18 protein-coding genes are annotated in these 24145 nt (G+C 71.6%); 14 read left to right on the plus strand and 4 right to left on the minus strand.

Going from position 1 to position 24145, the window contains the following annotated elements; genetic code table 11:
• The first annotated feature begins 236 nt into the window (after positions 1-236).
• The 6 genes from H4W80_RS33320 to H4W80_RS33345 all read left to right on the plus strand — a co-directional run bounded on the left by H4W80_RS33320 (position 237) and on the right by H4W80_RS33345 (position 5179).
• The gene (locus H4W80_RS33320) at positions 237-1064 is read left to right on the plus strand and encodes a helix-turn-helix domain-containing protein (protein ID WP_192788705.1); all 828 of its coding nucleotides are present in this window, start codon (positions 237-239) and stop codon (positions 1062-1064) included.
• Positions 1055-1261, plus strand: a complete 207-nt coding sequence (locus H4W80_RS33325; RefSeq protein WP_192788706.1) for a DUF397 domain-containing protein — start codon at positions 1055-1057, stop codon at positions 1259-1261. Before H4W80_RS33320 ends, H4W80_RS33325 begins: the two co-directional genes overlap by 10 nt.
• Positions 1262-1466: 205 nt before the next feature.
• The gene (locus H4W80_RS33330; RefSeq protein WP_318787179.1) at positions 1467-2597 is read left to right on the plus strand and encodes a sensor histidine kinase; all 1131 of its coding nucleotides are present in this window, start codon (positions 1467-1469) and stop codon (positions 2595-2597) included.
• Between the two features lie 20 nt (positions 2598-2617).
• A complete protein-coding gene (locus H4W80_RS33335) occupies positions 2618-3289 on the plus strand; it encodes a response regulator transcription factor (RefSeq protein WP_318787180.1) in 672 nt (223 codons plus the stop codon).
• A gap of 99 nt (positions 3290-3388) precedes the next feature.
• Positions 3389-4372: an NAD(P)-dependent alcohol dehydrogenase gene (locus tag H4W80_RS33340; protein WP_192788707.1), complete on the plus strand. Its 984-nt coding sequence runs from the start codon at positions 3389-3391 to the stop codon at positions 4370-4372.
• A gap of 57 nt (positions 4373-4429) precedes the next feature.
• Positions 4430-5179 carry a sulfite exporter TauE/SafE family protein gene (locus tag H4W80_RS33345; RefSeq protein WP_192788708.1) on the plus strand — a complete coding sequence of 250 codons (750 nt, stop codon included), beginning with the start codon at positions 4430-4432 and terminating at the stop codon, positions 5177-5179.
• Here the strand turns inward: H4W80_RS33345 and H4W80_RS33350 are convergent, their stop codons facing one another.
• On the minus strand, positions 5180-5881 hold the full coding sequence (locus H4W80_RS33350) for a hypothetical protein (RefSeq protein WP_192788709.1): 702 nt from the start codon (positions 5879-5881) through the stop codon (positions 5180-5182).
• 124 nt (positions 5882-6005) lie between these two features.
• A complete protein-coding gene (locus H4W80_RS33355; RefSeq protein WP_192788710.1) occupies positions 6006-7340 on the minus strand; it encodes an RNA-guided endonuclease InsQ/TnpB family protein in 1335 nt (444 codons plus the stop codon).
• 67 nt (positions 7341-7407) lie between these two features.
• On the opposite strand from H4W80_RS33355, the gene tnpA reads away from it, so the two are divergent.
• From tnpA to H4W80_RS62955, 5 genes are all read left to right on the plus strand, one after another.
• A complete protein-coding gene (gene tnpA / locus H4W80_RS33360; RefSeq protein ID WP_192788711.1) occupies positions 7408-7824 on the plus strand; it encodes an IS200/IS605 family transposase in 417 nt (138 codons plus the stop codon).
• 168 nt (positions 7825-7992) lie between these two features.
• The gene (locus tag H4W80_RS33365) at positions 7993-9336 is read left to right on the plus strand and encodes an ATP-binding protein (protein ID WP_318787181.1); all 1344 of its coding nucleotides are present in this window, start codon (positions 7993-7995) and stop codon (positions 9334-9336) included.
• Positions 9333-10535, plus strand: coding sequence for a tetratricopeptide repeat protein (locus tag H4W80_RS33370; RefSeq protein WP_192788713.1), 1203 nt, complete (start codon positions 9333-9335; stop codon positions 10533-10535). Before H4W80_RS33365 ends, H4W80_RS33370 begins: the two co-directional genes overlap by 4 nt.
• 111 nt (positions 10536-10646) lie before the next feature.
• On the plus strand, positions 10647-12212 hold the full coding sequence (locus H4W80_RS33375) for a cellulase family glycosylhydrolase (protein WP_192788714.1): 1566 nt from the start codon (positions 10647-10649) through the stop codon (positions 12210-12212).
• 336 nt (positions 12213-12548) lie between these two features.
• On the plus strand, positions 12549-15419 hold the full coding sequence (locus H4W80_RS62955) for an ATP-binding protein (protein ID WP_192788715.1): 2871 nt from the start codon (positions 12549-12551) through the stop codon (positions 15417-15419).
• On the opposite strand, the gene H4W80_RS33385 is transcribed toward H4W80_RS62955, so the two are convergent.
• Positions 15416-17962, minus strand: a complete 2547-nt coding sequence (locus H4W80_RS33385; protein WP_192788716.1) for a M4 family metallopeptidase — start codon at positions 17960-17962, stop codon at positions 15416-15418. The two genes, H4W80_RS62955 and H4W80_RS33385, sit on opposite strands and share 4 nt — an antisense overlap.
• 251 nt (positions 17963-18213) lie before the next feature.
• Between H4W80_RS33385 and H4W80_RS33390 the strand changes: the two genes are divergently transcribed.
• From H4W80_RS33390 to H4W80_RS33400, 3 genes are all read left to right on the plus strand, one after another.
• Positions 18214-21471, plus strand: coding sequence for an AfsR/SARP family transcriptional regulator (locus tag H4W80_RS33390; RefSeq protein WP_192788717.1), 3258 nt, complete (start codon positions 18214-18216; stop codon positions 21469-21471).
• Between the two features lie 79 nt (positions 21472-21550).
• On the plus strand, positions 21551-22693 hold the full coding sequence (locus H4W80_RS33395) for an FAD-dependent monooxygenase (RefSeq protein WP_192788718.1): 1143 nt from the start codon (positions 21551-21553) through the stop codon (positions 22691-22693).
• Between the two features lie 33 nt (positions 22694-22726).
• Positions 22727-23299: a hypothetical protein gene (locus tag H4W80_RS33400; RefSeq protein ID WP_192788719.1), complete on the plus strand. Its 573-nt coding sequence runs from the start codon at positions 22727-22729 to the stop codon at positions 23297-23299.
• On the opposite strand, the gene H4W80_RS33405 is transcribed toward H4W80_RS33400, so the two are convergent.
• Entirely contained in the window at positions 23289-24107 is an 819-nt protein-coding gene (locus H4W80_RS33405) for an SAM-dependent methyltransferase (protein ID WP_192788720.1), read from the minus strand. The two genes, H4W80_RS33400 and H4W80_RS33405, sit on opposite strands and share 11 nt — an antisense overlap.
• Positions 24108-24145: the final 38 nt, after the last annotated feature.

Here is a 24145-nt window from a genome sequence, read left to right on the forward strand (position 1 = left end):
GAAGCGATGAATAGCGCTGAGGGGTTATTCGCGCCCGGCCGAGGAATGTTGTCGGCAGTTTTCTGTGTCTGCCGTCGAAGAAGTGTGCGTCCAGCGTGCCTTCTCGAGGCCGGCGCGAACAATCAATTGGCCAGGCCAAGGCAGCATGACTGATGACAGCGGTTGGTCAGGTGTGGTTTAAAGGTGTTATCGGCCGGCAGAGGTTTCCGTTTTTCTCTAATATGAGAGGAAATGCCATGGACGTTGTGCCGTCTCTCAGCCCGGACTCTCCTCGCGTGCGCTTCGGCGCGGAGATGCGGCGGCTGCGGGAGGCCGCCGAGTTGTCGCAGGCGGCGGTGGCGGCCCGGCTCGGCTGCACGCAGACGCAGGTGAGCCGCCTGGAGAAGGCGACCCGTACGCCGTCGCGGTCGGACGCCGAGCGGCTGGACCTGCTCTTCGGCACGTCCGGCGGCGTCTCCTTCGCCCAGCTCCACGAACGCATCGTCAGTCAGCCGGGCAACCCGCCCTGGTTCAGGAACTGGACCGAGGAGATCGAGCCCACCCTTCTTGTCCTGCGCTCATGGGACCCTCTGCTCGTCCCCGGCCTTCTCCAGACCGAGGCATACGCCCGCCAAATCTTCAGCATGGAACCTGGAGTCGGCCCCGACGAGGTGAAGGAGAGAGTGGAAGCCCGGATGCGGAGGCAGCGCATCCTCGAACGGAGCAGACCGCCCCTGATCTATGTCCTCTTCGATGCCGGAGTGCTGCGCCGGCGGGTCGGTGGGCCAGAGGTGATGCGTGAACAGCTCGATCGCCTGCTGGAGTTCGCGGCGTGTCCCTCCGTATTCATCCAGGTCGTCGACCCGGACTGCCTCCCCGGCCTGGCCGGTCCCTTCATGATCGCCAAACTTCCCGATGGGCAGCCCGATGTCATCAGCTCCGACGCCCCGGCTCAGGCGCAGATCACTGCGGACTGTGACGTCGTGGCCGCGATTTGGGCACGCTATGAGGCCATCCGCCTCTGGGCGTATCCTGAGCGGGAATCCCGCAGGATAATCGAGGAAGCGAGAAGAGAATGGACTTGAGTAACGCTGTGTGGCGGAAGTCGACTTACTCTTCTGGAAATGGCGGCCAGTGCGTCGAGGTTGCGATGAACCTTCCCGGGATGATTGCCGTTCGTGACAGCAAGGACCCGGCTGGACCCAAGCTGCTGTTCACTCGCGATGAGTGGAAGGCATTCATCGGCGGCGTCATGAATGGCGAATTTGATATACGGGCCTAGCTCTCTCGGTTGCCCTTCATCTCGCCAATAAGTGTGGAGACGAAGTCCACCGGTCTCCGACTGGAAGGACTCCAGAATGTAGTCCTCGGTCTCCGCGCTGTGCGTGGGGTTCTGCCAAGTGTCGTCACGATCGAGGTGGCCACGGGCCTGTCCATCCGATCATGACGACGATCCGGCGCGGTCCTCGGGTGATTACCATGAAGGCGTGTATCGCTCCTTGTGGAACGAGCCCCGTCCCCCCGACCCACCGCCACGCGTCTGGCGGGACTGGGCGCTCGTAGGGGTGCTCGTGCCGCTCGCGGTGCTCGAAGGGGTCGTCCGCCCCGACCTCCCGTGGCGGGCCGTCTCCGTGACCGTCACGGTCGGGCTGGTGTTCACGCTGCTCTGGCGGCGCACCAGGCCGCTGCTGATGCTCGCGATCCCCTTCGTCACCACGATGCTGGCCCCGCTGGTGACGGGCGGTCACCGTGCCGAGACGTACACGATGGCGTTCCTGCTGATCATCGTGTACGCGCTCTTCCGGTGGGGGTCGGGGCGCGAGATGGTGCTCGGGTTCGGGATCATGCTGCTGTCCGTCGGCGTCTCGGCCTCCTTCTACGACCTCGCCCCGGCCGACGCGGTCGCCGCGTTCGCCGTCATCTTCTCGGCCGTCGCGCTGGGGACGGCGTTCCGGTACCGGGCCAGGGCGCGGATGCGCGAGCTCGACCAGGTCAAGCTGCTCGAACGCGAGCAACTGGCCCGCGACCTGCACGACATCGTCGCCCACCACGTCTCCGCCATGGCGATCCGGGCGCAGGCGGGCCTGGCCACGGCGCCCTCGAAACCGGAGGCGGCCATCGACGCGCTCCGCGTGATCGAGGCCGAGGCGTCGCGTACCCTTGCCGAGATGCGCGCCATGGTCCGTGTCCTGCGCCGCAACGAGCCGGCGGAGCTGGCGCCCGGACGGCGGATCACCGATCTCGAAGAGCTCGCCGGGCGCGCCCGCCTCGGCCCGTCCGTGGAGGTGGAGATGCTGGGCGACCTCGACGACCTGCCGCCGGCGGTCGACGCCGCGATCTACCGCATCGCGCAGGAGTCGGTCACCAACGCCCGGCGGCACGCCCGCCACGCCACCCGCATCCAGATCCGCGTCGCCGCCGACGACACGTCGGTGCGCCTGCGCGTCAGCGACGACGGCGAGACGAGCACCGCCGACCCGATGCCCGGCTACGGGCTCATCGGGATGATCGAGCGCGCGGGCCTGCTCGGCGGCACCTGCGAGGCCGGCCCCGACCCCGGCCGCGATCGCGGCTGGACCGTCACCGCCGTGCTCCCCCGCACCGGAGCGGCAACGTGAGCGCGCACGGGGGTGGCGACGTGAGCGCCCAGGACCGCGACATCCAGGTGATCGTCGCGGACGACCAGGAGATCGCCCGCACCGGGCTCAGGATGATCCTCGACGCGCAGCCCGGCATCGAGGTCGTCGGCGAGGCCGGCGACGGGCGGCGGGCCGTCGAGCTCGCGCAGCGGCTGCGCCCCGACGTGTGCCTGTTCGACATCCGCATGCCCCGCCTCGACGGCATCGAGGCCACCCGCCGCGTGGCCGGGCCGGGCGTCGCCGATCCGCTCGCCGTCGTCGTCATCACCACCTTCGACCTCGACGAGTACGTCTACGCCGCCCTCAGGGCGGGCGCCCGCGGCTTCCTGCTCAAGGACGCCGGCCCGGACCTGCTCGCCCAGGCCGTCCGCGCCGCGGCCGACGGCGACGCGCTCATCGCCCCCAACATCACGGCCCGGCTGCTGCAGACCTTCGCCTTCTCCGGGCGCGCCACGCCGCCGGCGCAGCCCCGCGAGGCACTGACCGGCCGGGAGGAGGAGATCCTGGCCACCGTGGCCCGCGGGCGGACCAACAACGAGATCGCCGACGAGCTGCACATCTCCCTCAGCACGGTCAAGAGCCACATCGCGAGCCTCATGCTCAAGCTCGGCGTCCGCAACCGCGTCGAGATCGCCATGTGGGCGTACGAGACCAAGCGCGTCCGGCTCTGATCGGGCCGATCGGCCAGGGAAGAGGTCGTACTTTCGGCTGTAGAGGGCGGGTGGCGGGCCTGGCGACACTGGTCGCAAGTCCCCCCGAAGGAGAGAGCGATGAAGGCGTTCGTCCTACCCTCGTACGGCTCACCCCTCGTCCTGACCGACGTCGACCAGCCCGTGCCCCGCGACGGCGAGGTGCTGGTCCGGGTGCGCGCCACCTCCGTCCAGCCCTACGACTGGCACTACCTCCGCGGCGAGCCGTACGTCGCGCGCGTGATGGGCGGTGGCGGCCCGGGGCTGCGCAAGCCGCGGTTCGGCGTCCTCGGCGCCGACGTGGCCGGGGAGGTGGAGGCGGTCGGCAAGGACGTGACCGGGTTCCGGCCCGGTGACGAGGTGTACGCGATGCCCAAGCAGGGCGGTTTCGCCGAGTACGTGTGCGTTCCGGAGAGCGAGCTCGCGCTCAAGCCCCGGAACGTGTCGTTCGAGGAGGCGGCCGCGGTGCCGATGGCGGCCTGCACCGCGCTGCTGGCCCTGCGCGACGACGGCCGCGTCCAGGCCGGGGACCGCGTCCTCGTCAACGGGGCCTCAGGCGGCGTGGGCACGTTCGCCGTCCAGCTCGCCAAGGCGTTCGGCGCGCACGTCACCGGCGTGTGCGGCTCCAGGAACGTCGGCCTGGTCAGGTCGATCGGCGCCGACGAGGTCGTCGACTACACCAAGGAGGACTTCACCCGGAGCGGGCGGCGCTACGACCTGCTGCTGGACATCGCGGGCAGCCGCTCCGGCTCCGCCTGCCGGCGGGTGATGACCCGCAAGGCGGCCCACGTCCTCGTCGGCGGCCCGGCCGGCCGCTGGTTCCAGCCCGCGAGCCACGTGTTCGCGACGGTCGCGGCGGGGTTGTTCGTGTCCCAGCGGGTGGCCGTGACGGACGTGGTGCACTGCACGGAGACCAGGCAGAACCTCGTGACGCTGGCCGAGCTGATCGAGGGCGGCGAGATCCACCCGGTCATCGACCGGACCTATCCGTTCGCGGAGATCCCCGCGGCTGTCAGCTACCAGGAAGAGGGCCACGCATCCGGCAAGGTCGTCATCTCCATCTGATCCCACATCGTGAGATGATTTGTCTTAGCAATAGAGACATGTCCTAGAGTTCCGAGCATGACACCACTGGAGATGGTCGCGGTGCTGGCGGCGGGGGTCGCAGGCGGAGGCATCAACGCCATCGTCGGCAACGGGTCGCTGATCACGTTCCCCACGCTACTGGCTGTCGGCCTGCCACCCATCACGGCGAACGTCTCCAACAACATCGGCCTGGTCCCAGGCGGCCTCACCGGCGTCATGGGCTACCGGCCCGAGCTGAAGGGCCAGCGGGAGCGGCTGCTCAGGCTGGCCCCGGCCTCCGTCATCGGCTCTCTGGCCGGCGGGCTGCTGCTGCTCACCCTGCCCGAGAGCAGCTTCAACGTGATCGTGAGCGTGCTGATCGCGATGTCCTGCGCGCTGGTCCTCATCCAGCCCAGGCTCAGCAGCCTGCTGGCCGCCCGGCCCGGGCGCGAGCACGGCGGGCCGTGGCTGTGGCTGGGCGCGCTGGCCGCCGGCGCCTACGGCGGCTACTTCGGCGCGGGCCAGGGCATCCTGGTCATCGGGCTGATGGGCATCATGCTGGACGAGAAGCTGCAGCGCATCAACGCGGCCAAGAACGTGCTCGTCCTGCTGGTCAACTTCACCGCCGCCGTCCTGTACACCCTCGTCGCGGACGTCGACTGGCAGGCCGTGCTGCTGGTGGCGCTGGGCTCGACGGTGGGCGGCTTCCTCGGCGCGCGCCTGGGGCGCAGGCTGCCCGCGCCGTTCCTGCGCGGCCTGATCGTCTGCATCGGCGTCGTCGCGATCGTCAAGCTCCTGGCCACCTGATCAACCGGCCAGCCCGAAGAAGAAGGCGGCCGGGACCAGCGCCACGACCAGGGCGGCGGCCCACCACCGGGGAGCGGGGCCGGCGCGCAGCACGGCGACGCCCAGCGGCACGAACGCGACCGCCAGCCCGGCCAGCGCGACCAGCGAGATCGGGTCGCTGCTGCCCTTGAGCACGCCCAGCGGCAGCCCGGCCGCCAGCGCCAGGCAGACGCACCGGACCACGCCGAGCGCCCTGGCGCGGTAGGCGCCGGCGGCGAGCACGACCCAGCCGGCCATGATGCAGAGGTTGACCGCCTTGAACACGTGGAAGGCGCCGTAGGTGGCCTCGACCGCCCGCCGCGCCGCGTCCAGCCCGAGGGCGTCCACCAGCTGGAAGGCCAGGTGGCTCACCCCGGCGTGGAAGACCCGTCCGAAAAGGCCGAGGATCACCAGCGTGGCGCCCCATCGCGCCCAGCCGGGGTGCGACCTGCCGATCAGGCGGGCCAGCGAGGTCACCGCGGGCCACAGGAGCACGACGCCGGCGGCGTACAGGCTGTAGGACAGGACCATCCGCTCCGGGTGGGCGGCGTAGGCGGCGAGCTGGTCGGGGAAGAAGTCGCCCACGCCCGCCCGGATGAGCACCCCGGCGAGGAGCAGCGAAGGGCCGAGCACCAGGCCGGCGCCCTCGACCCAGCGCCCGGGAAGCGTGTTTGTGATCGTCATGCCACCGATCCAAGCGGCGGGCGCGCCCGCGCACACGGGCGCTGTCGCGAGAACCGGCGGTAGAGCCAGCACTACCAGGATTTGACCTGCTCCTCGCCCTTAGGGGACGGGGATTCCCGTGCCGCTATGCGGCAGCTCGTGCCGCTTGCGCGGCCCGTGCTGTGGAACGGGGTGCTTGACGTTTCGCGGACCCGGGTGGGTCTCCACGCCCTGAGACGACCAGCCCGGCCGCCTGTCCTTTGCTCTTGATGTTCCTGGCCCCGACGATGTCGGCGTGCTCGGTGTGCCCGCAAGAAGTGCAGGAGAAGATCGCTTGGCTCTTGCGGCTCTTCTCGTCCACCTTCCCGCACGCAGGTTCCGGGCACGTCTGGGACGTATACGCGGGGTTGATCTTATGGATGACGCTGCCGGTGTAGCGCGCCTTGGAGCGGAGAGCGACTTCCAGGCCGTACCAGCCCTTGTCGAGAATCGCCTTGTTGAGCCCGGATTTCGCTGCCGCGCCGTTGCGCAGGAACCTGCCCGGCTGGCCGGGGTCGGGCTTGGGCTTGACGGCCGCGCTCATGCCCTTGGTGTTCAGGTCTTCGATGACCACGTGCCCGTACATGCGGGTGAGTCGGTGCGCGGCTTGGGCGTTGAAGTCAGCGCGCCGCCACCGGACTCGCCGCATGATCTCACTGATGGCGGCCATGACCGTCTTGCGCCGTTTCGATCCCTTCTTCGTGCGGGCGAGTCGGCGTTGCAGCCGTAGATACCGTTCCGCTTCGCCGGGCGTGAGATACCCGAGGTCGCCCTTTCGGTCCCGTTTCGTCTCCCGTGGCAGCTGCCTGGAGGAGACACTGTCGCTTCCGGCGTGGCGACGGTCGAAGAACTCCCCATCCGACGTCACGGCGGCCGTGACCACCCCCCGGTCCACGCCCACCCATTGAGGGCAGGGGTGTTGCTCACGCTCGGCGATCCCATCGTCGAGCAGGAAGCTGATGAACCAGTGTTTGCCGTCCCGGGAGACGGTCGCGGACTTGACGCTTCCCCCGAGCCGGCGCGACATCCGAAACCGCGTCCACCCGAACTTGGGCAGGAAGACTCGCCCCCACGTGCGGTTGATCCGCTCTACGGGCAGGTGTTTGGCGGTGGGGAACCGAAACGAGGGCCGCCACTTCGCCTTCGACTTCCAGTGCACCTTCCAGGTGCCATGCTTGCGGCACGCCTGGTCCAGGTCTTTGAGGGTCTGCTGGATCACCTGGGCGGGGGCGTCGGCGAGCCAGTCGCAGTAGGGGTCCTTCTTGGCGTCGGCGAGTTGCCTGCACTGCTCGGCATAGTTGATCCACTGCCCGCGTCGCCGGTATTCCCGCCGTTGTTCGAGACCGGTGTTCCACACGGCTCGGCAGATTCCGTCCAGCCTTTCGGCGAACGCCCGCTGCCCGAAGTCGAACTCCAGGCGGTACTTCCGGCCCGCCAGCATGCGCAACACCCCGCTCTTCCACGGGACGCTCACGTCTCGCCGATTCGAACACATTATCATCTGGTCTATGGACCAGGAAGTGGAGTATCGACGAGGCAGGCAAGTGGTTTCCGCGATGCACGTCCATCTGGTCTTTGTCACCAAATATCGCACAAACGTGTTCGATGACGCGATGCTGCGCCGCTGCGAAGACATCATGATCGAGGTGTGCGACAGTTTCGAGGCCGAACTCCGCGAGTTCAACGGCGAACACGACCACGTCCACCTGCTCATCCACTACCCGCCCAAGGTTGCGATCAGCAAACTCGTCAACTCGTTGAAAGGCGTCTCCTCGCACTACCTGCGCAAGGAGTTCACCGGCCAGGTCAACCGCGCCATCATGCACGGCCACTTCTGGTCACCCAGCTACTTCGCCGCTTCCTGTGGCGGAGCGCCGCTATCGATCATCAAGGCGTATATCGAACAGCAGCGCCGCCCGACCTGAGGTTCCAGGGTCCGCGCTCCGTGCTCCGGGCTGCCCCGCCTACGGTGGGCCATCCCGCGAAGGGGGACCGCATTCATGCCCGGCCTGAAGGCCGAGGCTTTCTGCGGACCTTCGGTAATCTGCGTAGTTTTAGTACGACCGAATCCTGCGACAGAAGGGACCAGGCACGTGCTCGACGATGCCGGCCTCCAGGCACTACGCGAGGCGGCGCGCCTGTCTCCTGACAACCTCCCGCTCCGCCGGCATCTCGCCGAGCAGCTGCTGACCAAGGGATACCTGGCCGACGCCGAGGCCGAGTTCCGGGCCGCGCTCCTGCTCGCGCCCAAGGATCCGGACATCTCGGCGGGGCTGGCGGAGGCGTTCGTCCGGCAGAGCGCCCACGGCGCGGCGCTCTCGGCGCTGGAGCCGTTCCTGGCCTCGCCCGGCTACCCGCCGCGGATGGGCGTGCTCGCGGCCCGGGCGCTGCTCGGCGAGGGCGACTTCGGCCGGGCGGCCTACCGCTACCACGAGGCGATCTCCCGTGACGCGTCCGTCGCCGACCCCGAGCTGGCCGCCCGCCTGACCACTCCGGTCGCCCCGTCCGTGCCCGCGGCGCCCGCCCAGCCCGCGACGTCACCGGCGGACGCGTCCTCCGGCGCGGAGGTGGAGAGGTCGAAGGTCACCTTCGCCGACGTGGCCGGGATGGACGCGGTCAAGGAGGCGCTGCGGGTGAAGCTGCTGCTGCCGCTGCAGCAGCCCGAGCTGTTCGCCGCGTACGGCAAGCGCGCCGGCGGCGGCGTCCTGATGTACGGTCCGCCAGGAGCGGGCAAGACCCACCTGGCCAGGGCCGCGGCCGGCGAGCTCGGCGCGGCGTTCGTCAACGTCGGCCTGTCCGACATCCTCGACATGTACGTAGGGTCGAGCGAGCGCAACCTGCGCGCGACGTTCGACCTGGCCCGCCGCAACCGCCCGTGCGTGCTGTTCTTCGACGAGGTGGACGCGCTGGCCGCGCGCCGCTCCGACATGCGCCAGGCCCACACCCGGCAGCTGGTCAACCAGTTCCTGGCCGAGCTCGACGGCGTGGACCAGGACGCCAACGAGGGCGTCCTGGTGCTGGCCGCCACGAACGCGCCCTGGTACATCGACGTGGCGTTCCGCCGCCCCGGCCGCTTCGACCAGCTCGTGTTCGTACCGCCGCCCGACACCTCGGCGCGCGCGGCCATCCTGCGCCTGCTCTGCCGTGACAAGCCGCTGGCCGAGATGGACTTCGACGCGGTGGCGCGGGTGACCGACCACTTCGTGGGCGCGGACCTGAAGGGCGTGGTGGACCGCGCGGTGGAGGTCAAGCTCCAGCAGTCGATCAGCGCGGGCCGGCCCATCCCGATGAACACCCACGACCTGCTGGCCGTCGCCCAGAACAGCAGGCCCACGGCTGTGCGCGAGTGGCTGGCCACCGCGCGCAACTACGTGCTGCACGCCAACGAGTCCGGCGCGTGGGACGAGCTGATGCCCTGGATCAAGGGCAAGTGGTGAACCCGCGCGAGTCCGTCCTGCGGGCGGGCACGCTGCTGCAGATGCGACGCCCGGCCGACGCGGAGCGGGAGCTGCGCGGCGTGCTCGCCGTACAGCCCGAGCACTTCACCGCGTTCTCGCTGCTCGGCCTGGCCCTCGTCCAGCAGGGCCGGACCGCCGAGGCCGTGTCCGCGGCACAGGAGGCGGTACGGCTGGCGCCCGACCAGTCGTACCCGCACTACATGGCCGGGCAGGTCTACCTCCGCGTCCAGCGACCCGACCTGGCCGTCACCGCCGCCGAGACATCGCTGGCGCACAACCCCGAGTCGGCGTCGACCTGGGAGCTGCTGGCCCGCGCCCACCTGCGGCTGGGCCGCTACCGCGAGGTGGTCGAGGCGGCCCGCCGGGGGCTGGCCATCGATCCGCAGGAGTCGGACCTGGTGAGCCTCCTGGCCATGGCGCACGTCCAGCTCGGGGAGGCGGAGCAGGCCAGGGCCGCCGCCGCGAACGCCGTACGGCTCGATCCGGAGAGCGAGACCGCGCACCTGGCGTACGGGCACGCGGCGCTGGCCGCCGGCGACGCGAAGACGGCCGCCGCGGCCTTCCGCGAGGTGCTGCGGCTCGACCCCGGTTTCGACCCGGCCAGGGACCTCCTCGTCACGGCGCTGAAGCAGCGCAACCCTCTCTACCGGGTCCTGTCGAACCTGCGCGGCCGGTTCCTGGGCGGCTGGCGGATGGTCCTCCTGCTGCCCGCGGTGCCGCCGCTGATCGCCGTGTTCGTCCTCATCGCGGTGCTGCACTGGGCGGCGTGGGTGGCCGAGGCGGTGACCGTGCTGCGGCTGGCCCGCGCGAAGGCGACCAGGCTGCTGTTCGAGGGCGTCGAGGCGCGCGTGGCCCTCGCGAGCTGCGCGCTGCTCGCCGCCGGGGTGGGCGTGCTCGCGCTGGGCATCGCGCTCGGCCAGGACGCGCTCGGCACGGCCGGGGCGGCGGTCATGGCGCTGGTCACCCCGGTGCAGGAGGCCGCGCACACGGGCTCGGCACGTGGCCGCCGCGTGCTGTACGGCTGGACGGGGCTGCTCGTGGTCGCGATCGTCGCGTCCGTGGCCCTCGGCTCGACAGGCGTCGCGCTGCTGGCCGTGTACGCCGGGATCGGCACGATCTGGGTGGCCGCGGGCGTACGCCGGTTGTCCCCCGCTCCGGAGCGTCCGCCTGCCGGGTGAAACTTTCAAGCATTCTGCCTGGTCACAGCCGTAGCACCCAGGGTGCGTTGACGAGCGCGAAGGCGGCAGCCGAGCATGACGCCGCGTTCTCCCTCTCCGAAAGGCACCCCCATGCACTTGTCCAAGGCGCTGACGGCCGCCCTGGCCACGCTGGTGGCCGGAGCGGCAGTCGCCGTCGCGGTGACCACCGCCGCCCCGGCAGGCGCCGCCGCCGGCACGGGCACCGGCTACCTGCACACCAGCGGCAACAAGATCGTTGACAGCACGGGCGCGACCGTGCGCCTGACCGGCCTGAACTGGTTCGGCATGGAGACCGACAACCGGACCTTCCACGGCCTGTGGTCGAGCACGCCCTGGAAGGGGCACATCGACAAGATGGCCTCGCTGGGCTACAACACGATCCGCGTGCCGTACTCCAACGACGCGCTCAAGCCCGGCGCCACGGCCACCGGCATCAACGACTACGTCAACCCCGACCTGATCGGCCTGTCACCGCTGCAGATCCTGGACAAGATCATCGCGTACGCGGGCGGCAAGGGCATGCGGATCATCCTCGACCGCCACCGACCGACCGCCGCGGGCCAGTCCGCGCTCTGGTACGTCCCCGCCACCCCGGAGAGCACCTGGATCAACGACTGGAAGGCGCTGGCCCAGCACTACGCGAACAACCCCACCGTCATCGGCGCCGACCTGCACAACGAGCCGCACGCCGAGGGCACCAACCCCAACGCGACCGGCTCCTGCTGGGGCTGCGGCGACCAGGCCCGCGACTGGCGGCTGGCCGCCGAGCGGGCCGGCAACGCGGTCCTGTCGGTCAACCCCAACTGGCTGATCTTCGTGGAGGGCGTGAGCTGCCCGAGCGGCGGCCTGTCCAACGTGTGGGACGGCGATCCCAGCAACGACGAGGACTGCGGCTGGTGGGGCGGCAACCTGTCGAAGGCGGGCCAGTATCCGGTACGGCTCAACGTGGCCAACCGCCTGGTCTACTCGCCCCACGACTACGCGACCTCGGTCTACCACCAGACCTGGTTCGACGCCCCCGACTACCCCGCCAACCTGCCGGCCATCTGGGACAAGTACTGGGGCTACCTCTACAAGCAGAACATCGCGCCGATCATGATCGGCGAGTTCGGCACCACCCTGGCCGCGAACGTGGACAAGATCTGGCTGCAGGAGCTCCTGAAGTACACCGGGACCGGGGTGAACGGGATGTCGTTCACCTACTGGTCGTGGAACCCGAACTCCGGTGACACCGGCGGCATCCTCAACGACGACTGGACCACCGTCAACCAGGCCAAGCAGGCCATCCTCCAGCCGTACCTGATCCCGCCGACCGGCGGCGGCACCGGGCAGCCCTCCGACACGCCCACGCCCAATCCTCCCGGGCAGTGCGCGGTGACGTACAAGCAGACCAGTTCCTGGCAGGGCGGCTTCCAGGGCGAGCTGACGGTGAAGAACACCGGCACCGCCACGATCAGCGACTGGGCCGCCACCTGGACGTTCCCGTCGGGGGTGACGCTGGTCAACGGCTGGAACGCGGTCGTGACCCAGTCGGGCACCACGTGGACCGCCAAGGGCCCCGACTACGCGAAGAGCCTCGCCCCCGGCGCGTCGGTCGCGGTCGGCTTCACCGCCAACGGCCCGGCCGCCCAGCCCGCCAACGCCACCTGTTCCTGATCCCGTCGAGGGCTCCTGGCCCCTCCCCCGCCGTCGCGGGCGGACGCGCTCCCGCCCGCGGCTCCCGAACGAGCGCCCGCCCCGCGATCCACGACCGAGCACCGTGGGGCGGGCGCTCGCCTTCCCTTCCCCAAGGGAGCGCATCCTCTTCCACGGCCCTCCCCCAAGAACAGCGCCCCTAACGTCTCCCCCTGAAAGGACAGCAACCCAACGGCAACCCCAGCGGCCCTCCCTCTCCCCAAAAGGACGGCGGGAAGGAGGGTTGACCACGGGTCCCACGTAGTGGATAACGGATTCCGACAAAGGGAGTAAACCTGCACTGTTACGGAGACCCCGATGGCAAGCGCGGCTTCTCCCGCATTGGTCGGGCGCGACACCCAGTTGCGGCTGCTCACCGCCGCCATCACGGAGCCGCCCTCCGTCATCCAGGTGCAGGGCGAGGCGGGCATCGGCAAGACCAGACTCGTCAGAGCGGCCATCGACCCCCTGCGCGAAGCCGAAGGCGGCCCGACCGTGCTGCTCGGCCACTGCCACCAGATCCGCGAGCCGCTCCCGTACGGCCCGGTGCTCGACGCGCTCCGGGACGTCGCCCCGGCGCTCCCGCCCCAGGACCGGCTCAGCCCGCTCACCGGCGTTCTGATCGGCCACCTGCCCGAGCTGGCCGGCCATCTCCCGCCCGCCCCCTCGCCGCCGGTGTTCGACGATCCGCGGGCCGAGCGGCACCGGCTGTTCCGGGCCGTCCACGCGCTGCTGGCCGCTGCCGGTCCCGTCGTGCTCGTCGTGGAGGACCTGCACTGGGCCGACGACGGCACCCGTGACCTGCTGCGCTTCCTCACCGACCAGCCGCCCGAGGGGCTGGCGCTGGTGGTGACGTTCCGGCGGGAGGAGCTGCCGGTGCCGGGGCTGCCGTTCGGGCACGCGTACCGGCGGACTCCCGGGGTGCGCGGCGAGGTGATCTCGCTGAGCCCGCTCGACGTCGAGGGCGTGCGCAGCCTCACCGGCGCGCTGCTCGGCCGCTCGGCGCCGACCCCCGAGTTCGCCGCCCGGCTGCACGAACGCACCGCGGGCGTGCCGTTCGTGATCGAGGAGGTGGTGCGCTCGCTCCTCGACGACGAGGGCCGCTTACCCGAGCCGGACGCGCTCGACCGCATGGCCGTGCCGCTGCTGCTGCGCGAGGCGATGGCCGAACGGCTCTCCGGGCTGTCGCCGGCGGCGCTGCGCGTCGTGCGCGCCGCCGCCGTCCTGGGGCTGCCCGCCGACGAGATCCTTATCGCCGCCGTCTCCGCGCCCACCCCGTCCGAGCTCGGGCTGGGCCAGGCGCTGGAGGCCGGCGTGCTGCTAGAGCACAAGGACGGCCAGTACGGCTTCCGCCACACCCTCGCCCAGCAGGCCGTCTACGACACGATCCCCGGCCCCGAGCGCCGCCAGATCCACCACCGGGCCATGACCGCGCTGTCCGGGCTCGACCTGCCGCCCCTCGTCCAGCTCGCCCACCACGCCCGCCGCGCCGGCGACTACGCGGCCTGGCAGCGCCACGGCTCCGCCGCCGCCGACCACGCCGCCGCGCTCGGCGACATCCCGCTCGCCGTCGAGGTGCTCGAAGGGCTGCTCGGCGACCCCAAGCTCCCCCACGACGCCCGCGGCCCGCTGGCGCTCAGGCTCAGCAGGGTCGCCGCCATCGGCCTGTCCCACCGCCGCGTCGTACGCATCCTGCGCCACCTGCTGTCGGACGACTTCCTGTCCCCGCAGGTACGCGGCCAGGCCCGGCTCAACCTGGGCGTGCTCCTGTCCAACCAGGCGGGCGCGGTCGCCGCCGGCCGCCAGGAGATCCTGGCCGCGCTCCCCGACCTGCACGACAACCCCAGCCTGGCCGCCCGCGGGCTGGCCCTGCTGGCGATGCCCGCGTGGGGCGGCGAGCCGCTCTCCATGCACCAGGAGTGGATGGTCCAGGCGGAGAAGCTCCTCGACGACCGCGACCCCGAGCTGACCGCCGCCGTGCTGGTCAACAAGGTCACCCTCGCCATGCTGGTCGGCGCGCCCGACGCCTTCGAGCTGGTGGGCGAGCTGCCGGTCAACGACCCGGTCCCGGCCGTGCGCCGCCAGGTGGCGCGCGGCTACTCCAACCTGTACGACGCCGCGGTGGCGCTCGGGCACTACGCGGCGGCCGAGCGGTTCGCGGACCAGAGCAGGCGCATCGCCGAGGAGACCGGCGCGCTCTACCCGGAGTTCCTGGTGGAGATGTCGTCGATCCGGCTCGACCTGCTGACCGGCCGCTGGAAGGGGTTGCGCGAGCGCGCCGTCGCCGCCGTCGAGATGAGCTTCGAGGCGCCGCTGCTGGCCGTGGACGCCCGGCTGACGCTCGGCATGCTGGCCCTGGCCAGGGGCGAGTGGGACGAGGCCGGCGAGCACCTGGAGGCGGCCGGCGTACGCGACCTGGACTCGGGCTTCCTGCCCGTCGCCGCGGCGGCCTCCAGCGGGCTGGTGGAGCTGCACCTGATCCGCGACTCGCCGGAGTCGGCGCTGCGCGAGGCCGATCTGGCGGTGGGCAGGCTCCGGCGCAAGGGCGTGTGGGTGTGGGGCGACCAGCTCGTGCCGGCCGCCGTCCTCGCGCTGCTCAAGGCGGGCAGGCGGGGTGCGGCGGCGGATCTGGTGGCGGAGTTCGCGGCGGGGATCGAGGGCAGGAACGCGCCGTCGGCGGAGGCCGGGCTCGACGCCGCCAGAGGGGCACTGGCCCAGGACGCGGAGGAGGCGGCCCGACACCACGCCAGGGCCAGGGGCGCCTACGAGGCGATGCCGCGGCCGTACGGCGCGGCGCGGGCGGCCGAGTCCGAGGCGGGCGCGCGGTTCGCGCTCGGCGACCGGGCGGGGGCCGCCGACCTCGTCGCCGAGGCGGGCGAGCGGTACGCGGCGCTCGGCGCCACCCACGACGCGGCCCGCTGCCGCCACCTGCTGCGCGAGATCGATCCGACCGGGGCGCGGCGCAGGGGCCGGCGGGGCCGCAGCGGGGTGCTGTCGCCCCGGGAGAGCGAGGTGGCCAGGCTGGTCGCGCTCGGCCGGACGAACCGGGAGATCGCGGAGGTGCTGTTCCTGTCGCGCCGCACGGTGGACACCCACGTGGCCAAGGTGTTGCAGAAGCTCGGCGTGCGGACGAGGGCGGACGTGCGGGAGCCCCGGCCGGACGACCGGCCGGGGCTCGTGGAGAGCTAGACGGTGATGCTCCAGGAGTCGATGAAGCCGGTGTCACCGGCGTAGACGTCCTCGATGTCGAGCACCCAGGTGCCCGCCGCCTGCTGGCTCACCGGGACGGAGAACGTCCTGGTGCCGTACTGCGTGCAGGTCGTGCCGCCGTACCTGTCGACCGCGTACCAGGTGCCGCTCGGCCCGCGTACCCAGATGTCGAGGTCCTCCGCGCACGTGTGGCTGATCGTGATCGAGATCTTGACCGGTGTGGTCGCGGTGCCCGTCGCGGTGGAGGTGATCGAGCTCTGGGTGTTGTTGAAGTCGGTGATCGGATAGTTGGTGTCGTTGGTGAACGTCCGGCCGCCCGAGGTGCTCTGGACGGTCAGCGCGTACGTCGCCGTGTGCGTGCCCGTCACGCCGGTGCCCGTCACCGTGACGGTGTAGCTGCCGGCCGGTGTGGTGGGCGCGGTCGAGACCGTCAGCGTGGACGAGGCGCCCGAGGTCACCGAGGCCGGGTTGAACGCGGCCGTGGCGCCGGTCGGCAGGCCGCTGGCGGACAGGTTCACCGTCTGGGCGGTGCCCGCCGTGGTGGCGGTGCTGATCGTGGTGGTGGCCGCCGAGCCCGCCTGCACCGTGCCGGACGTCGGGCTGAGCGAGATCGAGAAGTCACGCGTCGGCGGGTTCGAGCTGACGGTGAGCGCGTACGTCGCCGTATGCGACGTCGAGCCGGCCCCCGTGACGGTGATGTTGTACGTGCCCGCCGCCGTCGACGAGCCGACCGAGAGCGTCAGCGTCGAGGAGTTGCCCGAGGTCACCGACGACGGGCTGAAGCTCGCCGTGGTGCCGCTGGGCAGCCCCGACGCGCTCAGGCTCACGGTCTGCGCGCTGCCGGAGGTGGTCTGCGTGCCGACCGTGACCGTCGCCTGACCGCCGGGCGCCGCGCTGCCGGAGGCCGGGCTGAGCGAGATCGAGAAGTCGCTGGTCGAGGTGCCGCACGCGGGCTCGCCCGAGGCCGCCGCCACGCTGACCGCGCTCCACGCCGCCTTGGTGGTGTTGCACTGGGCGCTGTTGGCGCCGAACAGCTCGATCGCGGCCGCGACCGAGGCGGCGCGGACGTTCGTGTAGCGCCAGGACGAGGTCTTGCGGGCCAGCGCGCCCATGTAGATCTTGCCCGCGTTCTGGATGCCGACGCCGGTGACCGACGAGGGGCCGCCGGAGCAGATCGGGCTGGACGGCTTGCCGCCGCCGGGGTTGTTGCCCTCGGCCAGCAGGTAGAACCAGTGGTTCAGCGGACCCGCCGCCGCGTGCACCTCGGTGCTCGGGATCGAGGAGGAGTAGCAGTTCGGGTCGCCGAGCGCGCTCGGGTTGTACATGTTGCGGATCGGCCCGTCGCCGACCAGGTCGACCTCCTCGCCGACCAGGTAGTCGGCCGGGTCGTTCGGGTTGGCGGCGTACGCCTCGGTGAGCGCGCCGAAGATGTCACCGGTGCCCTCGTTGATGCCGCCGTTCTCGTTGCCCGATCCGGCGCCGCCCGGCGTGGTCTGGAAGATCGCGTGCCCGAACTCGTGCGCCACGACGTCGATCGGGGTCGCCTGCCGGGCGTTGTCCTGGCTGTGGCCGAAGTTGGTGTAGCTGCCGTTCCAGTAGGCGTTCACGTCGGCGAGCCCGACCCGCGCCGGGAAGCCGCGGCCGCTGCCGTTGATGCCGTTGCGGCCCAGCCAGTCGCGCAGCATGTCCCACTCGCGCTGCACGCTGTAGAGCGCGTCCACGCAGGCGGTCTCCAGGTTGGTGCCGGAGGCGTTGCCCCACGCGTCGTCGGTGCCGGTGTAGGCGCTGCCGTTCTGGCCGCCGCACTGGATGCCGGGCCTGGAGGTGTCGGTCATCGAGTACGAGCTGCCGGAGCCGCTCGTACCGATGGTGACCTGGCCGTAGTAGTAGCCGTTGCCGGTGCCGGCGCGTACGAGGTCGTACGAGTCGGCGATCTCACCGGTACGCGCGTCCACGAACACGTGCTGGATGCTCGGCTTGCCGTCGGCGATGCCGCTGACCATGGCGTCCCAGGCCAGTCTCGGCTTCTCGCCCCAGGCCAGCACGACCAGGCGGGGCGCCGCGGTGTCGTCCACGCGCGAGAGCTTCGTCCTGGCGACCTCGGTGGCCTTGCCGGCGCTGACCGTGGCCCTGGTCGGCACGTCGCCCGGGGTCGGGCCCGTCGCCGCGACCGTGTCCCGGACGTTCCCCGCCGCGTCGGTGACCACGACGGCGTCGCCGCCGACCATCGGCAGGCCCTTGTAGGTGCGCTCGTACGACACGTAGAACATGTCGGCCGCGCCCGGGGTGACCGCCACGCGGCTGTAGGCCTCGTCGGGGCCCCGGGTGAGCTCGTCGAGCTGGCTGGAGACGGCCTTGTCGGCCACCTGTGCGGCGAGCGAGGCGGGGTCACCCACGCGCGCCGTCTGCTGCTGCTGCTGCGGTGCGGCTCCCGGAGGGGCGGCGTTCGCGGGCGGCGTCTGTAACGCCAGTGTCGTGGCCGTGGCCACGCCGACGACCGCGAGTAAGGCTTTGCGTTTCACGGCTGTGCTGCTCCTTTCGAAGATCTCCCTCGGGATCGGCGCGCTTCGTGAGCGCACGACGGCCCGCGCGCCGCACGGGGATCGCCTCGGCGGCGGGAGTGCAGGGAGATTGGGGGGTGGGAAGCTAGCAGTGCTGTTGCGCCTTGATGCCGCGACGCTAAACGGTCACTCCCGACTGGGAAATACGTATACGCATCGGTAGGTATACCGATAATTCCGTTTCAACTGCTCAGTTGGGGGACAATCGGGGCGTGCAATTCGGCATCCTGGGCCCGCTCCTGGTGCGCTCCCCCGATGGCGAGCCCCTGGCGATCGGCGGTCCGCGCCCACGTGCCCTGCTCGCGCTGCTGCTGCTCGACGCCGGGCGGATGGTGAGCGTCGAACGGCTCATCGACGGCCAGTACGGCGACCGGCCGCCCGCGGAGGCCGCCAACGCCATCCAGGCGCAGATCTCCCGGCTCAGGCGGAGCCTGCCGGCCGGCCTGATCGAGTTCCACGGGACGGGATACCGGCTGGCGGTCTCGCCGGACGACGTGGACGCGCACCGGTTCGAGCGGCTGTCCCGCGAGGCACGCAGGCTGCTGGCGGCCGGTCGTTCCCAGGGAGCCGCCTCCTCGCTGCGGGAGGCCCTGGAGCTGTGGCGGGGGCCGGCGCTCGCGGACGTGGCCGACGCGCCGTTCGCGGGGCCGCAGGCGCTCCGGCTGGAGGAGCTGCGGCTCTCGGCCACGGAGGACCTGATGGAGGCCGAGCTGGGTCTGCCCGAGGGCAGCCCGGTGGCCGCGCTGCAGGACCTGGTGGCCGCCCATCCGCTGCGCGAGCGGCCACGCGGGCTGCTGATGCGCGCGCTGGAGGCGGCGGGGCGGCCGTCGGAGGCGCTGGCGGTCTTCGACGAGACGCGCCGCCTGCTCGCCGACGAGCTCGGCACCGACCCCTCGCCCGAGCTGGCGGCCCTGCACCTGGCGATCCTGCGCGCCGAACGGCACCAGGTCCGGCGGGTCGCGCCGCCGGCCCAGCTGAACCGGCTCGTCGGTCGGGAGGAGGAGCTCGCGCGGCTGACCGCCCTGCGCGGCGTCCGCCTGGTGACGCTCGTCGGGCCCGGCGGCATCGGCAAGACCCGCCTGGCCATCGAAGCCGCCACCCACCTCCTCCACCCCCTGCCGACCGCCACCGCCGAACACCCGGAGACGGCCGCCGCCGACAGGGGCGCGGTGCAGCGCGCCCGGGAGGCGTGCTTCGTGGACCTGTCGCTGGTGGAGGGGACCGGGCAGGTGGCCGGGGCGGTGCTGGTGGCGCTCGGGTTGCGCGACTCGGCGCTGCGCGGCCTCCCCGACCCCACCGAACGCCTGCTGGCGGCGCTGGCCGAGCAGGACCTCCTCCTCATCCTGGACAACTGCGAGCACGTGCTCGCCGAGGTCGCCACGCTGGCCCGCCGCCTCCTCGCCGCCGCCCCCGACCTGATGATCATGGCCACGAGCAGGGAGCCGCTGGGCATCACCGGCGAGCACCTGGTCCCGCTGGCACCCCTGCCCACCGACCCGGCCGTCACGCTGTTCGCCGAACGGGCGGCGGCCGTCCGGCAGGGGTTCGCGGTCGGGCCCGGCAACCTGGACGCCGTCCTGCGGATCTGCGCGGCGCTGGACTGCCTGCCGCTGGCCATCGAGCTGGCGGCGGCCCGGATGCGCACGTTCGGCGTGGAGGAGATCGCCACCCGGCTGGCCGAGCACGACAGGTTCCGGCTGCTGTCGCGCGGCGACCGTACCGCCCCCACCCGCCACCAGACGCTGCACGCCATCGTGGAGTGGAGCTGGAGCCTGCTCGACGCCGAGGAGCAGGCGCTGGCCAGGCAGTTCTCCGTGTTCGCCGGGGGCGCGAGCCTGGAGGCGGTGGAACGGGTGTGCGGCGCGGACAGCGCCGACCTGCTGGCCGACCTGGTGGACAAGTCGCTGGTCGAGACCGACGGCGAGCGTTACCACATGCTCGACACCATCCGCCTGTTCTGCGCGGAGCGGCTGGCGGAGGCGGACGAGGAGGACCGGCTGAGAGCGGCCCACGCCGCCTGGTTCCTGGAGTTCGCGCGCCGCGCCGACGGCCACCTCTACAGCGCCGAGCAGCTCCGGTGGCTGGCCCTGCTCTCGGCCGACAACGCGAACCTGCAGGCGGCGCTGCGGTGGAGCGTCGAGCACGACCCGCCGCAGGGGGCGCGGCTGGTGGCGGCGCTGGCCATGTACTGGTGGCTCAGCGGGCGGCGGGGCCAGGCGACCGGGCATGCCGCGCGGCTCCTCGACGCGATCGGCCCCGAGCTGGGGGAGGAGTACCTGCTGGTGGTGCTGCACGCCGTACCCGACGCCGACTCCCCCCACTGGAAGCAGGCCCGGACGGTCGTCGGCTCGCTGGGCCGGCCGATGCGGTCCAGGTTCGGCCCGGCCCTGTGGGGCATGCTCGCGGGGCCGCCCGCGCCCGGGGAGGCGACCGCCATCCACGTGATCGGGTCCGACCCGTGGAGCAAGGCGCTCGAACGGCTCAGCGGCGCGCTGCTGGAGCTGCTGAGCGGCGGCGTTACCGGCGCGGAGCGGGGCCTGGAGTCGATGCTCGCGGAGTTCGGCGCCTTGGGCGAGCGCTGGGGCAGGACGCAGGGGCTCGACTGGCTCGGGCTGATCGCGAGCTGGCGCGGCGAGTGGGGGCGGGCCATGGGGCTGTGGCAGGAGGCGGTCGGCCTGCTCGAAGAGCTCGGGGCGATGGAGGAGCTGGTGGACGTGCTGCACCGGCGCGCCGAGGCGCACTGGCGGGCCGGGGACGCCCGAGCCGCCCGCGCCGACTGCGAGCGGGCCGGGGATCTGGCGCGCCGGCTCGGGCGGCCGGAGCAGACGGCGTGGGTGAGCCTGCGGCTGGGCGAGATGGCCCGCCTGGAGGGTGACCTGGCGGGGGCCTCCCGCCACCTGGAGGCCGCGTTCGCCGCCTCCGAGACCGGCCTGTTCCAGGCCCACGGGGCCAGGTCGCACGTGCTGACGGCGCTCGGCCGCCTGGCCGAGGCGACCGGCGACGCCCCCGAGGCCGCGCGCCGGCACGCGGAGGCGCTGGCCATGACGCTGAAGTCGCCGCTGGCCATCGACCTCGCCGACGCCGCGGAAGGCCTGGCGGGCCAGTGCCTGCTGGACGGCGCGGCACCCCCGGCGGGCCGGCACCCGGACGCCGCGGAAGATCCGGCGGGCCGGCACCCGGACGCCGCGGAAGATCCGGCGGGCGGGCATCTTGACGGCGCGGCGGTGGGCAGTGGGCCGGCGGTGCGGGCGGCGGAGCGGGCGGCGGTGCGGGCGGCGGTGCTGCTGGGGGTGGGGGTGGCGCTGCGCGGCATGGCCGTGGCCGGGGATCGGGACGTCGCCAGGATCGCCGCCGCCGCCACGGAGGTCCTCGGGCCCGCGGGATTCGCGGCCGCGTACTCCAAGGGGGCGTCGATGAGCAGGCACGACGCGCTCGCCACCCTGATCGCGACCGCGAGCCCAGAGCACTGACCCAGCCGCTGACAGGGCCTGCCCCGGCTGTCAGCCGGCAGTCGCCCCGCTGTCAGCGGCGCTCGCGAAGCTGGCGGACATGAAGAACACCAACGTCCTCATCTCCGGCGCCAGCATCGGCGGCCCCGCCCTCGCCCTCCAGCTCTCCCGCTACGGCTTCAACGTCACCGTCGTCGAGAAGGCCCCGTCGCTTCGCGCCGGCGGCCAGGCCGTCGACTTCAAGGGCCACACCCACCGCACCGTCCTGACCCGCATGGGAGTGCTCAAGGACATCGAGGCGCTCCAGACCGGCGGCTCCGACCAGGTGATCGTCGACGCGGACGGCCACAAGCTGACGGTCATCCCCGGCGAGTTCACCGGCGGCGAGATCGAGATCAAGCGCGGCGACCTGTCCAGGGTCTTCTACGAGAAGACCGCCGCGAGCTGCGAGTACGTCTTCGGCGACTCGATCACCTCGCTCACCGAGACCCCCAGCGGCGTGCACGTCACCTTCGAACGCTCCGCCCCCCGCACGTTCGACCTGGTGGTGGGGGCGGACGGCATCCACTCCAACGTCCGCCGCCTCGCCTTCGGCCCCGAGGCCGACTACGTCAAGCACCTCGGCTACTACTACGCCCTGGTCGGCGTCGAGGGGGACTTCGGCACGGTCTCGAAGATGTACAACGAGCCCGGCAGGATGGCCGCCGTCGGCGGGCCGAAGGCGCCCGCGTTCTTCGTCTTCGCCTCCGAGCGCCTCGACTACGACCGGTACGACATGCGGCAGCAGAAGGACCTGCTGACCCGCGCATACGCGGGCCTGGGCTGGCAGGGACCGGCGCTCATGGAGGCGGTGCGCCGCTCCCCGGACGTCTACCTCGACTCCATCAGCCAGGTCTCCATCGACCGCTACAGCCAGGGCCGCGTAGTGCTGCTCGGCGACGCCGCGTACGGCAACACCCTGGCCGGATTCGGCACGGGCCTGGCCGTGGTCGGCGCGTACGTGCTCGCGGGCGAGCTCAAGCGGGCCGGCGGCGATCACCGCGTGGCCTTCGCGCAGTACGAGGAGCAGATGCGCGGATACGCCAAGATCGCCAAGAACGGCAACGCGGGCCCCTTCCTCGCCCCCCGCACCCCGAGAGGGATCCGGATGCGGAACTGGATCTTCAAGTACAACTTCCTGTTCGGTTGGATGATGAAGATGACCGACAAGTTCGCGAACGACATCGCGCTGAAGGAGTACTGAACCTTTCTCGCTCCTGTCGCATCCAACCCCCACATGAACAAGATTCAGCAGCTTGCCGCCCTGTCCGTGCTGCCCGTCGCCGCGGCCCTGATCGCCTTCCCCGCCCAGGCCGCGGAGCGCCCCACCTGCCCCGTCCCGACCAAGGCGGAGGTGAAGCGGTCGGGCGACAGCGACGTCGACCAGCCGGCCAGGGGCGCCACCGCCATCAAGGGGGTCCGCGTCAACCACATCCCGAAGGGCTTCACGTACGGCGGGGTCGTCATCAGCAAGCACGACGGCATCAGCGAGTACGGCTACCAGTGGGGCGACGACCGCCCCAACGCGGACAGCAAACAGCGCTCACTCTGGGTCAGGGTCGTGTGCTGGCCGCAGGCGAGCAAGCTGGCGCAGCTCAAGAACGGGCCGTTCGACATGGGGACGTTCTCCGGCGACACCGAGACCGTGAAGATCGGCGGCCGTCAGGTGCTCACCCAGGAAGGGGACGGCGCGCTCGGCGACGGCCGGTACGCGGGCTGGGTCGAGCGCGAGGGCGTCGTCGTCACCGTGATGGCCAGCACGCCCCTCGTCCCCGAGCTGTCGAAGATCATCAAGGGGATCAAGCTCTGAGCAGGCCGACCCCGCCGTCGATGCGCAGCTGCGGGGTGCCGTCCAGCAGGGGGATGTGGGGCTCGTCGTCGCCGAGGTGCCAGTCCTGGACGGGCACCAGACCCGGCTCCATCAGCTCGAACCCGTCGAACAACTCCAGCACCTCCTCCCGCGTCCGGAACCGCGCCTGCGCGGGGGTGCCGGCCGTCGCCATCGTGAGCTGGGCGATCGCCTCGGGGTCGCTCTCCGCCATCCCATGGGTGGCCACCAGACAGCTGCCCGGCACCATGCGCTTCCTGAAGGCGGCCACGATGCCGCCGGGGTCCTCTTCGTCCATCACGTAGTGGAGCACCCCGACCATCAGCACGCACACCGGCTGCTCGAAGTCGATCAGGCCGGTGACGCTGGGGTCGGAGAGCACGTCTTCGGGGCGGCGCAGATCGGCCTGGATGCTGGCGACGCCCGGCGAGTCGGCGAGCAGCACCTGCGCGTGCAGCCGCACCACCGGGTCGTAGTCCACATAGACCACCCGGCAGGCCGGGTTCACCGAGCGGACGGTCTCGTGGATGCTGGGCGAGGTGGGGATGCCGGTGCCCAGATCGATGAACTGCCGCAGGCCCTGCTTCGCCAGATGGCGGACGGCCTCGACCTGGAACTTACGGTTGGCCCTGGCCACCAGGCGGGTGTCCGGGGCGACCGCGAGGAGCTTCTCCGCCACTGCCCGGTCGACCGCGAGGTTGTCCTTGCCGCCGAGCAGATAGTCGTACACCCGGGCGGAGCTGGGAACCGTCGGGTCCACTCCGGGCGGAACGCGTTCTAGCTCGGTCACTGGGGGCCGTCTCCTTCCACGCGTGCGACTCCGCACGC

The organism is Nonomuraea angiospora, assembly GCF_014873145.1.
GTDB lineage: Bacteria > Actinomycetota > Actinomycetes > Streptosporangiales > Streptosporangiaceae > Nonomuraea > Nonomuraea angiospora.